The sequence below is a fragment of the Trichocoleus sp. DQ-U1 genome, assembly GCF_039961925.1.
Classification (GTDB): Bacteria; Cyanobacteriota; Cyanobacteriia; order Cyanobacteriales; family FACHB-T130; genus FACHB-T130.
Window position 1 is genome coordinate 1 of the sequence record NZ_JAMPKB010000123.1, and the last position, 10,761, is coordinate 10,761.

Annotated in this window: 11 protein-coding genes and 3 pseudogenes; 5 read left to right on the forward strand and 9 right to left on the reverse strand. The window is 48.3% G+C overall.

Annotation, left to right across the window (positions count from 1 at the left end; all coding sequences use genetic code 11):
• Positions 1 to 344: 344 nt before the first annotated feature.
• Entirely contained in the window at positions 345 to 800 is a 456-nt protein-coding gene (locus NDI34_RS26415) for an orange carotenoid protein N-terminal domain-containing protein (RefSeq protein ID WP_190412172.1), read from the reverse strand.
• A 203-nt stretch (positions 801 to 1,003) separates the two neighbouring features.
• Complete coding sequence (locus tag NDI34_RS26420) at positions 1,004 to 1,777, reverse strand: YebC/PmpR family DNA-binding transcriptional regulator (RefSeq protein ID WP_190412171.1); 774 nt, start codon at positions 1,775 to 1,777, stop codon at positions 1,004 to 1,006.
• A gap of 435 nt (positions 1,778 to 2,212) precedes the next feature.
• Here NDI34_RS26420 and NDI34_RS26425 point away from each other — a divergent pair, with 435 nt between their 5' ends.
• Positions 2,213 to 3,547: an ABC transporter substrate-binding protein gene (locus NDI34_RS26425; RefSeq protein ID WP_348234311.1), complete on the forward strand. Its 1,335-nt coding sequence runs from the start codon at positions 2,213 to 2,215 to the stop codon at positions 3,545 to 3,547.
• Between the two features lie 88 nt (positions 3,548 to 3,635).
• On the opposite strand, the gene NDI34_RS26430 is transcribed toward NDI34_RS26425, so the two are convergent.
• Positions 3,636 to 4,682 carry a glucokinase gene (locus NDI34_RS26430; RefSeq protein WP_348234312.1) on the reverse strand — a complete coding sequence of 349 codons (1,047 nt, stop codon included), beginning with the start codon at positions 4,680 to 4,682 and terminating at the stop codon, positions 3,636 to 3,638.
• Between the two features lie 4 nt (positions 4,683 to 4,686).
• The gene (locus NDI34_RS26435; RefSeq protein WP_190524915.1) at positions 4,687 to 5,331 is read right to left on the reverse strand and encodes a histidine phosphatase family protein; all 645 of its coding nucleotides are present in this window, start codon (positions 5,329 to 5,331) and stop codon (positions 4,687 to 4,689) included.
• A 729-nt stretch (positions 5,332 to 6,060) separates the two neighbouring features.
• On the opposite strand from NDI34_RS26435, the gene NDI34_RS26440 reads away from it, so the two are divergent.
• From NDI34_RS26440 to mutY, 3 genes are all read left to right on the forward strand, one after another.
• On the forward strand, positions 6,061 to 7,020 hold the full coding sequence (locus NDI34_RS26440; protein ID WP_190412167.1) for an RNA polymerase sigma factor, RpoD/SigA family: 960 nt from the start codon (positions 6,061 to 6,063) through the stop codon (positions 7,018 to 7,020).
• A gap of 355 nt (positions 7,021 to 7,375) precedes the next feature.
• On the forward strand, positions 7,376 to 7,723 hold the full coding sequence (locus NDI34_RS26445) for a DUF760 domain-containing protein (RefSeq protein ID WP_348234313.1): 348 nt from the start codon (positions 7,376 to 7,378) through the stop codon (positions 7,721 to 7,723).
• A gap of 30 nt (positions 7,724 to 7,753) precedes the next feature.
• On the forward strand, positions 7,754 to 8,878 hold the full coding sequence (gene mutY, locus NDI34_RS26450) for an A/G-specific adenine glycosylase (RefSeq protein ID WP_348234314.1): 1,125 nt from the start codon (positions 7,754 to 7,756) through the stop codon (positions 8,876 to 8,878).
• Between the two features lie 138 nt (positions 8,879 to 9,016).
• Here the strand turns inward: mutY and NDI34_RS26455 are convergent, their stop codons facing one another.
• From NDI34_RS26455 to NDI34_RS26465, 3 genes and pseudogenes are all read right to left on the reverse strand, one after another.
• Positions 9,017 to 9,445 carry a DUF29 family protein gene (locus NDI34_RS26455; RefSeq protein ID WP_190682853.1) on the reverse strand — a complete coding sequence of 143 codons (429 nt, stop codon included), beginning with the start codon at positions 9,443 to 9,445 and terminating at the stop codon, positions 9,017 to 9,019.
• A 10-nt stretch (positions 9,446 to 9,455) separates the two neighbouring features.
• Positions 9,456 to 9,623, reverse strand: a pseudogene (locus NDI34_RS26460) (tetratricopeptide repeat protein); the annotation flags it as partial.
• A gap of 153 nt (positions 9,624 to 9,776) precedes the next feature.
• On the reverse strand, positions 9,777 to 9,920 hold the full coding sequence (locus tag NDI34_RS26465) for a hypothetical protein (RefSeq protein ID WP_190412163.1): 144 nt from the start codon (positions 9,918 to 9,920) through the stop codon (positions 9,777 to 9,779).
• On the opposite strand from NDI34_RS26465, the gene NDI34_RS26470 reads away from it, so the two are divergent.
• Positions 9,912 to 10,295: a hypothetical protein gene (locus tag NDI34_RS26470; RefSeq protein ID WP_190412162.1), complete on the forward strand. Its 384-nt coding sequence runs from the start codon at positions 9,912 to 9,914 to the stop codon at positions 10,293 to 10,295. The two genes, NDI34_RS26465 and NDI34_RS26470, sit on opposite strands and share 9 nt — an antisense overlap.
• Here the strand turns inward: NDI34_RS26470 and NDI34_RS26475 are convergent.
• A pseudogene (locus tag NDI34_RS26475) lies at positions 10,283 to 10,646 on the reverse strand (aminotransferase class I/II-fold pyridoxal phosphate-dependent enzyme); the annotation flags it as partial. The gene NDI34_RS26470 and the pseudogene NDI34_RS26475 overlap by 13 nt on opposite strands.
• A gap of 9 nt (positions 10,647 to 10,655) precedes the next feature.
• Positions 10,656 to 10,761 (reverse strand): annotated as a pseudogene (locus tag NDI34_RS26480) (IS1 family transposase); the annotation flags it as partial.

Consider the following 10,761-nt stretch of genomic DNA (forward strand, 5'->3'; position numbering starts at 1 on the left):
CTTCTCCATCAATTTCTATCCACAATCACCAACTCCTCTCTCGGCTTGCAACTTCTCTCCTCAACCTACTTCAGGGTTTCTGAGTCTACAAATGCTTATCCCGAACTGAGGTTGGGTTAGGGAGAGGACAACACACCGATGCTCTGGATGCAGTTTGGTAGAATAAAAAATTACCCCACTAATTGCAAAGCAATTAATGGGGGATGCATAATGAGGAAGCTTGCTAAAGGTTAGGCATCTGAAGAAGCTTCCTCTTTCTTATTAGCGGTCTCTAGAAGAGGTGTTTTGAAAATCGGTGCAATGTTTAAGACTGATTTCATACTCTCAAAGGGCACAACTTCAGACTACTTAGCACCCATTTCGATTACAGCACTGCGGGTGAAATTAATCCGCTCTTCAAAGTCCAGTTGCTTGATTTGAGCAACAAAATCGTTGGTTTCTTCGGGCAGTTGATAGTCAGAAGGCACCGTAATGATTTCACCTTTGTCCATGCCTTGTGCTAACCGGAGCCACACATCCAGCTTAGAGCTAGAACTTACAGCTTTATAGGCACGGCTAATATCAGTATCGGCTCGTGAAGCGATGTCGCGTTGCGCCTGTAGCTGTTCTTCCTTGGGCATTGCCAGGATTGCATGGTATAAGGCGGCAGCTTCTTCTTGGGCAGAAGTGGCATTTGCTGGTGTCAGTTGGTCTTTGATGTCGAGGTAGCCGAACCACAGGATGGCAAGCTGAGTATCTACATCAAAGCCCTGAAACTTTTGTAAGGCTTGTTTGCTGGTGTCGTTGGTAGTAAATGTCATTTATGAATCTCCGATTGTTTTGCTTTAATGACAGCTCAGGGAACTGAGCCGCTGAAACAAGTTCGTTTTGCCTCAATATTAAGATTTAATAAGCTGGCGACCGGAGATTAACCTCGCTTAAGACAGAGATAGCGATCGCGCCTGAAGGCAGATGTAGATACACGCGATCGCTCTTAAGGCAGGGAAAACAGAATTCCCATCAATTAGCCATTCACTAAACTCAGAGACATCAGCTCATCCGCCATCTCGAAGTTAGCGGTAACGTTTTGCACATCATCGAGTCCTTCTAGGGTGTCAATCAATTTGAGGAGCGATCGCGCCTGCTGTGAATCGCCAACTTCCACCGTATTGTTAGGAATCCAGCGCAGTTCCACCTCGGTGACTTTAAAGCCTTTCTCCTTTAAGGTTCGCTCTAGGTTCTCCAAATTTGCCACAGAGGTAAACACGTCGGCTCCCTCCGTATCCTCCTCCTGTGTCAGTTCGTAGGACTCAGCACCCCCTTCCAGGGACGACTCCAATAGCTCCTCTTCGTCAACCACTCCTTGCAGGATACAGACACCTTTCTGCTCAAACATCCACGAGACGCAGCCGGTTTCACCGAGATTACCGCCATTTTTGCTAAAAGCCGCTCTCAAATCAGCGGCAGTACGATTGCGATTATCGGTGAGCGCTTCCACCAAAATCGCCACGCCGCCGGAACCATAACCTTCGTAGCGAATTTCTTCTAGCTGAGCGCCATCCGCTCCCCAAGTCCCCGCACCTTTTGCGATCGCTCGTTCAATATTCTCATTCGGAATCCCAGCCGCCTTCGCCTTATCAATCGCCGTGCGGAGTTGAAAATTACCTGCTGGGTCTGGTATACCACTGCGAGCTGCCACAATAATCGCGCGAGCTAGCTGGGTGAAGGTTTTGCCCTTCACTGCATCCACTCTCGCCTTCTGACGCTTAATATTTGCCCACTTACTATGTCCAGCCATAGACTGAAATTATTTATACGATCGTCCAAACATAGGATAAACAAAAATCAACCGTACTTCATACCAAGCCTATCCGCTTAGGAGGATGTCTGAAAAGTCATAATCGAGATGCTTAAACGGTAGAGATCCCCCTAAATCTCCCGATAAATTGGGGGCCTTTGAGAAACTTATCCCTTCTTTTTAAGGGGGACTGGGAGGATAAAATCAACTTTTGACACTTCTCAGACATCCTCTTAATCTTGTTTCTATACCCTGCGTAGCCAATAGCTGAAGCTTTACTTTAAGTTAATAAAGCAGATGTTTTAGCTTATGCAAGAAAATTATAAGTGTAAAAAATATTTGCAAAAACCAATTGTTTTTAAGCAAAAAGATGGCTTTTAGTCGCTGATGGTGAGTATTTTAAAGCTGTTTCGGTTCAAAATTGGGCATTCAATTATGTCAGTTGGATTTAACGGGTCTAGTAATTTTTTCCAAAACCTGTGGAGTTTTTTGAGCCGGGGGTTGCTATTAAGCATTGTTCTGTTAGGATTGGCAGGATGTCAGCTACAGTCGGGGCGTTCGGAAGCCGCGGATGTCATCCGACTGACGTTGTGGCAAGGGGTGAATCCGCCGCCGAATCGGGATGTGTTGCAGTCGCTGGTGGACAAGTTCAATCAGGCGCATCCGAAGATTCAGGTGGAATCCCTTTATGTGGGACAAGCGGATCAGCAGTTACCGAAGATTTTGGCAGCGGTAGTGGGAAATGCGCCGCCGGATCTGTTGTGGTTTAACGCAACGCTGACGGGTCAGTTAGTAGAATTGGATGCGATCGCGCCTATGGAAAATTGGCTGGCGCAATCCCCCGCCCGCGACGAAATTGACCCCGCGTTGTTTGAATCAATGCAGTACGCGGGTCATACTTGGTCGGTGCCGTTTGGGACGAATAATGTCGGAGTTTTTTATCGTCCCAGTTTGTTTAAGGCAGCGGGAATCACCGAGTTGCCCAAAACTTGGGACGAATTGCGGCAAGTTGCTCGTACTTTAACCCGTGATACAAATGGCGACAAGCGCATCGACCAACACGGGATGTTTTTGCCCTTAGGAAAGGGAGAATTTGCAGTATTCCTTTGGTTGCCATTTATGTGGAGTGGCGGCGGTGAGTTGGGAAATGCCCAAGGGCAAGAAGCTTCTGCGATCGCTTTAGCCAACAATCAAGGCGCGATCGCTGCTCTTCAATTTTGGCGCAATTTAATTGAAGATGGCTCAACCATTTTGTCTCTACCAGAACGAGGCTATGAAACCGATAACTTCCTTGCCGGAAAGGTCGCAATGCAACTGACTGGCCCTTGGACGCTGGGGCAACTGAAAGCCACTGGCATTGATTTTGGCGTTTTCCCTATCCCAGCGCAAAAAGAACAAGCTACGGCGACGGGGGGCGAGAATCTGTTTATTTTAAAAACAACCCCAGACCGAGAAAAAGCGGCATGGACGTTTGCTGAATATGTTGCGGGAGAGGAATTTCAGACCGAATGGGCACTCGGTACCGGCTACCTACCCGTAAATCTGAAGGCGCGGCAAAGTGCCAAATATCAAGCCTTTGTCGCCGAACAACCGGCGGTGAAAGTGTTTTTAGAGCAGGCAAAGTATGGGCGATCGCGTCCTATCTTCACGGGTTATAATCGGGTTTCCGAAAATGTCGGCAGAGCGCTGGAATCTGTCTTACTCGGCAAAAGTTCGCCCCAGGAAGCACTCAAAAACGCCCAGCAGCGGCTAGATTTGATTTTTAAGTAATTTAAACGCTTTCGGTACAGCAAATTTGTCAAGACGCCAAAGTATCCCCGCTTGGCAATCCGAAAGCGTTTCCCATTATTGACACTGGCTACAATCTAGCAGCACAGACGGCGGCTCCAATCAGTCCCACTCGCGGATTTAGCACAATATGCACCGGCATTCTTTCGAGTAACGGACTCACGCGACCTTTGTTCAGAAAGGCATGGAGGAAACTGCCTTCTTGAATCAACGGCAGAATTTTGGCGGCGATGCCACCAGCAACGTAAAGACCGCCATAAGGTAATAGTTTGATGGCAAGATTCCCGGCTTCGGCACCGTAAGCTTCCACGAAGATTTGCATCGTTTGTTCGCACAAGCGATCGCTCTTTTCCAAAGCAGCTTTACCAATAATCGCAGCGGGATCGATCGTCTTGTCTTTCTGCCCGATCTCTTGTTCCCAGTTTCTAATCATCTGCCCAATTTCTGACGATTCCTCAGCAATTTTCCGATCTCTTAGGAACTGGTAAATTGAGACGATGCCTAGACCGGAAACCACTCGCTCGACTGAAATTCGCTGAATATTGTGCTTATCGAGCAGATATTTCAACAGCTGAAATTCTAACTCCGAGCGAGGTGCAAAGTCAGCGTGTCCGCCTTCCGAGGGGAACACTTTATGGGCGTTGGATGCTAAGCGGATTAAAAACCCTTGTCCTAAGCCGGTACCCGCACCAATCACGCCAATCGGGGCGTCTTCCTGATGCTTGCCAGCTTGCAAAGTGTACAAGTCTGATCCAGTTAAACCCAAGACACCATAGCCAACGGCAGCGAAATCGTTGATTAAACCAACCGCAGCGATTCCCAATTGTTGCTCCAGCCGTTTGCTATCAAGCGACCAAGATAGATTGGTCAGGATAGAGGTGTTGTTGACAACAGGACCCGCGATCGCAAAACAAGCTTTTTCCGGTTTCGGTGTCTCGCCGAGTTGTCCAGCCGCTGCCGTCAAAAACTGCCGCACCATTGGCACCAAATCGGGAAAATTGCCACTGGGGAAAATCTCCTCATACAGAGTCTGCAATAATTCCCCAGAATCAGACGCTTCTACCAAGCGCAGAATCGTCTTAGTACCCCCGATATCCCCTGCTAATAACAATCCCATGACCTTAATTAAACCGGATGACTTTTTCAGTTTGACTCAAGTGAGAAACATCTCCATTGAGTTCCATCACCCATTCTTCACCATCGCGCACCAGCTTAACCAAACAACACAGCGCGGCGTTTACTTCAGTTTCGGCTGTACCCCCCCGGATACCGAGAGTTGCACCCAGCACTGATGCACCGTGACCCACCAATAAGATATCTTCGGAAAACTCAGATGCAAGGCGTCTTGCGACTTCCCCAGAGCGTTCCATTACTTCTTCCCCAGTTTCGGGATAATTCGCGATTACGCGAGAAGTGTAACTCAGGTCAATTTGGGGAAATTGCTCGTGTAATGCTTCTATTGACAATCTTTCTGGCATCGCTGGCATCCAGTGAGGATTTAACCATTCGCTTAAGCCAGACTCAAGTTTAATTGGTAAATTCAGCACTTGTGCAACTTGGTGCGCCGTTTGTACCGTTCGCAGGAAGGGCGAAGCAAAAATATGGGCAATCTTTTCTCCCTTCAGGCGCTGCGCGAGTTGTTTGGCTTGTTCCACGCCGTCCTCAGACAGGGGTGGATCGTAGGGACGTTCGGCGGTTAAGAACCAGTCGGGGTTCACGAAGTCGAGGCGGTTGGCGTGTCTTGCAATCCAGACGGTTTGGGTCATGGGTTTAGGGGATAATGAGCAAAGAGCAAGCCGGATACGATTTCACCTAAAGGTCGCCGCCAATCAATTGTTGGAAGTGGCAGCTGGCTCCAGACGCGAACTGACAAGTCAGCGCTTCGCTATCGCTAGCTCGTCTTCTATAATCTAAAATCCAAAATGGTAGAAAGCGATGGCGATCGCAGCCTCTTGAGCAAGCTGCCAATTTAATATACTCTGCAAAATCAATCTCAGTCGTTTCTCCCAAGTTTTCCAAGGGGAATAGACAGACCGGATTCTCCTCAAACTGCGATTACCAGGTTTTCTGGCACTTTGCGCCCAGAAAGTCATCCTTTTGCTTAAGAAAATCCCTATTTTTCGGCTTTTCGCTCTCAGACCTGGTGCAATAATGTAATACCGCGATCGCGTCCCTCACTGATGAGAGCAATTGCTCAATTGGAGTTGCTAACGCTTCGTAATACTTTTTCCTGGAGACCAAGGTGCCGCGAGCATCGTCCTACCCCCACCTATCAATGTCGCTGAGTGTCAGTAAGCATCTGCAAGATTTTTCTCATTTTGTTTCTCAAGATGCAATTATCCGATGGATTCGTGGGTACCCTTTTACTAGCTGATGTTGAAGGAAACGGCACGGGAACCCCCCTCTTGGGATAGACACAGCTCCTTTCAGAAAGGTTACAATAGTTTACAATTGCGATCGCTTTAAATTATCGCTCTGATTCAAGACTCAGCGCTATGAAAACTGCTCAGACCTCTACAGATACCGTCCGTGCTTACTTGCGAGAAATTGGGCGCGTTCCCCTGCTTACTCACGAGCAGGAAATCCTTTATGGAAAACAAGTACAGCGCTTAGCCACCTTGCAGGAAGTAAAAAATTCACTCTTGTTGCAGTTAGGACACGAGCCAACCGACGAGGCGTGGGCTTCTTCAACTGGGTTGTCAGAGAAAGAGTTACAGCAGGCGATCGCAGTGGGTGAAATCGCCAAGCGCAAGATGGTCGAAGCCAACTTGCGGCTCGTCGTTTCGGTTGCCAAAAAGTACATCAAACGTAACGTAGACCTCTTGGACTTGATCCAGGAAGGCACAATGGGAATGCAACGGGGCGTCGAAAAATTTGATCCCACCAAAGGCTACCGATTTTCCACTTATGCTTATTGGTGGATTCGGCAGGCGATTACTCGCGCGATCGCAGAAAAAGGACGCACCATTCGCCTCCCCATTCACATCACCGAAAAACTCAACAAAATTAAGAAAGCTCAGCGCCAACTTGCTCAAAACTTGGGACGAGCTGCTACAGTCGGCGAACTCGCCGCCGAACTAGAATTGACCCCCAAGCAAGTTCGGGAGTACCTAGAGCGGGCGCGTCAACCCCTTTCTTTGGATCTGCGTGTCGGAGATAATCAGGATACAGAACTGGTAGAACTACTGGAAGACACCGGCCCTTCCCCAGAAGACTTCGCGACTCAATCTTCCCTCCAAGTTGACTTAGAAAAACTAATGTCAGACTTAACGCCTCAACAACGCGAGGTATTAGCGCTGCGGTTTGGTTTAGCCGATGGACAAGCCATGACGCTGGCAAAAATTGGCGAACTTCTCAACATCAGTCGGGAACGAGTACGGCAAATCGAACGGGAAGCCCTCTCCAAGCTTCGCAAGCGCAAAGCCGATATGCGGGAATACATTGCGGCTAGCTAATTGAGGAGTCAGGACTGAGGAGTTAGGACTGAGGACTGAGGGCTGAGGACTGAGGAGTCAGGGCTGAGGAGTCAGGGCTGAGGAGTTAGGGCTGAGGACTGAAGACTGAGTAGCCAGTTTTAAGTTTTGAGTATGAACTTTCTCAGCACTTAATAAAGGTAAAAGAATCCGCCGTTTAAAGTTCGGTTCTGCCCACTGTGACCCCGCAAGGAGCCTGCTAAATTAAGGGTATTAGAAGGATTTACACCTCTCGGAGCTAGTTTCCGAGTCGAGTGATAGAACAAGTATTGAGCAGCGATCTACCCTGGTACAAGGATCTGAGAGTAGCTGCCTCTAGAAAGTACGGAGAAACCAAGTGAACAACCCGTCAAATCGAGTCTCAGAGTTCTTTGAAGGTGAGTCGGAAGACGGCAACTTGCTTTGGCAATACGTCCAATCCATGAGTCCAGAGACGATTACTCAGCTTTCCAAACCCGCGTCTCAGGAAGTATTTCAGGTGATGGAACGCAATATTGTTGGGCTGTTGGGGCACCTACCACCAGAACATTTTGGTGTAACGATCACCACCAATCGTGAAAACTTAGGGCGTATGCTGGCTTCGGCGATGATTAGCGGCTATTTCTTGCGGAACGCCGAGCAAAGAATGACCTTTGAAAATGCCTTGACAGGTGCTACTGAAGTCAATGTATCTGATGCTGAATAGGCAAATTGAGCGGCATCAGCGCCAGTTCCGATGATTGTACTGCAATTGCAGCAACAAAGCGGCTCGGCAGACTGGGAAGTCAGTCTGCCGAGTTCTGCTATTTTGGAGTTTAGGCGATCGCTTCTAGCCTGGTACTCCCAAAACGGTCGAGACCTCCCCTGGCGTCACCACCCCGACCCCTACGCCATCTGGGTATCGGAAATCATGCTCCAGCAGACCCAGGTAAAAACAGTTATTCCTTACTACCAGCGGTGGTTAGCCCAATTTCCCACAATTGAAACCCTCGCCGCTGCTGACTTGCAGCAAGTCCTCAAAGCTTGGCAGGGACTCGGTTACTACGCCCGTGCCCGTAACCTGCACAAGGCATCTCAAGAAATTATCCAGCGTCACAACGGAATTTTTCCCACCCACCTATCAGACGTTTTAGCTTTATCCGGGATTGGACTCACCACCGCCGGGGGCATCCTCAGCGCCGCCTTCAATCAACCCGTGGCGATTCTAGATGGCAACGTCAAGCGGGTTTTAGCGCGGCTGGTAGCCTTACCAGTGCCACCAACAAAAGCAACAAAACCGCTCTGGCAGCTCTCAGAGAGCCTCCTCGACCCCGAACAGCCCAGAGATTTTAATCAGGCGCTGATGGATTTGGGAGCCACTATCTGCACTCCCCACAACCCAGCCTGCAACAGATGTCCCTGGATGTCCCACTGTCGCGCATACAATTTGAATATTCAGTCAACTTTACCCATGCGCGAAACCTCTTCCCCCATCCCCCACAAAAACATCGGCGTTGCCGTTATCTGGAACGAGCAGAAAGAAATTCTCATCGATCGCAGACCCCAGAACGGTCTTCTGGGCGGTCTTTGGGAATTCCCTGGCGGCAAATTAGAGCCTGGTGAAACCGTCGAGGAATGCATTAAAAGAGAAATTCAGGAGGAATTGGGCATTGAAATTGAAGTGGGCAAACATCTCATCACCATTGATCACACCTATACCCACTTCCGCGTCACCCTCAACGTCCATCACTGTCGCCACCTCACAGGCATTCCCCAACCGATCGAATCCGATGAAATCCGCTGGGTGACACTGGACGAAATCGATCAGTTTCCCTTTCCCAAAGCGAACATCCAAATTATCGATGCCCTGCGGCAGGCTTAGAATTTTCTAATTCGATTTACGAACCGCAAAAACGCAAAGGACGCAAAGGACGCAAAGAAAAGAGGGAATAGGGAAGAGTGCGATCGCACTCAATCTTTTTTATAAAATTTTTAGTATCATTCTGACTTCCAGACGACTTTACGCTGGCGGTAAGATTAAAGCCAAGGCACAATTTAGAATCTCTTTTTTATTAATGAGTTGTTCTAATTCTTCTGGCTCATAACGTCCTTCTTCTACCTCTAGGGAAGCCTCATCAATAGCATTCAAGTAGGCTTCTTCTAGGGTTTCAACCAACTCTTCTGGCGCTAGGTAGTGACCTCCTGCTTTACGACGCTTATTTTCCCTCTGAATTTCTCGAACAGAATTGCGAATCGAGACTTCCCAAGAACGAGTTGTGCGACTTTCAGCTTGCTGTTTAATTAGATGCAGTAGCAGAATCACTGCATAACTACGAATCGTCTTAACTATATCGTTTCGGCTCATTTCTTCGAGTTCTTCTACAATCGCTAACGATCCTTGGATGTCACCCTTTAGTAGCAATTCTTTAAGGTCTAATAGTTCTTCCATAACGGCTGATTTAATCCTCAGTTGTTTCTATGGGATTTTGAAGCGATCGCTCATCTGCTTGGGCGTGGCAACGTTCCAGCTTTTCACTCACCTTAATAGTTCTTGGATGCTCTGTCCCTAAGCATCCCTCAAAAATCTCTAAGGATTGGTTGTAAAAGGTGTCAGCCTCATCATATCGCTCTTGAAATTCGCAGAGCTAAGCTAGGTGGTTGAGGGTTTTAGCTACATCAGGATGCTTCTCTCCATCCAGGCGTTTCCGCATTTCCAATGCTTGCTTGTATAACGGTTCGGCTTTCTCATCACCTTCAGAGGTAAATCAACCGAACTAAAGTCAAAGCGATCGCCCTCTTAACCCGCGACGGCGGGTTTCGTTTGTATAGCCGCGATTTATAATCGCCGGTGCTTCTGAGACCACCCAACCAACTTCGTACAATAAAGAAGCAACTCGCACTAGCCATTCTTGATTGTGAAGCAAGCCTCAAGCGGTTCCGCCCCTAACTTTCAGCCTTGTCAGATTGTTTGTTTAGACCATGAAAATACTCGTCTGTACGCTGACGTGATACAAGTTGTCGATTCACGGCAGATATGCTGGGTGCGTCCTTTGATGCTTACTATCGTTTCAGACGATAATGCCAACGTGTTACCAACGCTGTACGATTTGCGTCAGGGTGCCGATTTAGTATGGCCTGTAACGTTGTTTCGACCAGCACTGGATACCGAGGTGATTCCCCTGTTAATGCAACTGGACGCCCCAGATGCGACAGCGGACGCCTCTGAGGCCCATCGGCAACTCAGTTGGTTTGTCCGCCAAGTTTGGCAAGCCAATCAGAGTGATTTTCAGGCTTCGTAGCGAATTTCAGCTTTTCTGATGCGTTGAATCGCTTCGTGCATCCGTTCATCTGCCACGGTGAGGGCAATCCGAAAAAAGCCTTCCCTAGCAGCACCAGACCCGTTTCCAGGGGGCACGATCGGACCGCATTTCTCCAGTAACAGGGTGACAAATTCCGTTGAAGTATAACCTTTGGGAACAGGTACCCAAATAGAGAGGGTTGCTTTGGGAGACTCAATGGGCCATCCTAAAGATTGCAATCCGTCAACGATGATATTACGACGGTTTTGGTAAACTGACATCACCGCTTGGCGTTCTTCTTCTGAGGTTTCAACGAGCAGCGATCGCTGCTCGTTGAATTGCCTTAAAAATGCGGTAGTGCTAAAGAAGTAATGATGCATTGTAATGATGGATGAAGTACCAAATTGCGCCAAGGTGATTCTCTAATGACTTTGAAAACGACAGGGTTTTGCGGACTAATCGAGAA

Excerpts from the sequence above, each read along its gene's own strand:
- NDI34_RS26415 (WP_190412172.1), bottom strand. The coding sequence starts at position 800 with ATGACATTTACTACCAACGACACCAGCAAACAAGCCTTACAAAAGTTT.
- NDI34_RS26420 (WP_190412171.1), bottom strand. The coding sequence starts at position 1,777 with ATGGCTGGACATAGTAAGTGGGCAAATATTAAGCGTCAGAAGGCGAGA.
- NDI34_RS26425 (WP_348234311.1), top strand. The coding sequence starts at position 2,213 with ATGTCAGTTGGATTTAACGGGTCTAGTAATTTTTTCCAAAACCTGTGG.
- NDI34_RS26430 (WP_348234312.1), bottom strand. The coding sequence starts at position 4,682 with ATGGGATTGTTATTAGCAGGGGATATCGGGGGTACTAAGACGATTCTG.
- NDI34_RS26435 (WP_190524915.1), bottom strand. The coding sequence starts at position 5,331 with ATGACCCAAACCGTCTGGATTGCAAGACACGCCAACCGCCTCGACTTC.
- NDI34_RS26440 (WP_190412167.1), top strand. The coding sequence starts at position 6,061 with ATGAAAACTGCTCAGACCTCTACAGATACCGTCCGTGCTTACTTGCGA.
- mutY (WP_348234314.1), top strand. The coding sequence starts at position 7,754 with ATGATTGTACTGCAATTGCAGCAACAAAGCGGCTCGGCAGACTGGGAA.
- NDI34_RS26455 (WP_190682853.1), bottom strand. The coding sequence starts at position 9,445 with ATGGAAGAACTATTAGACCTTAAAGAATTGCTACTAAAGGGTGACATC.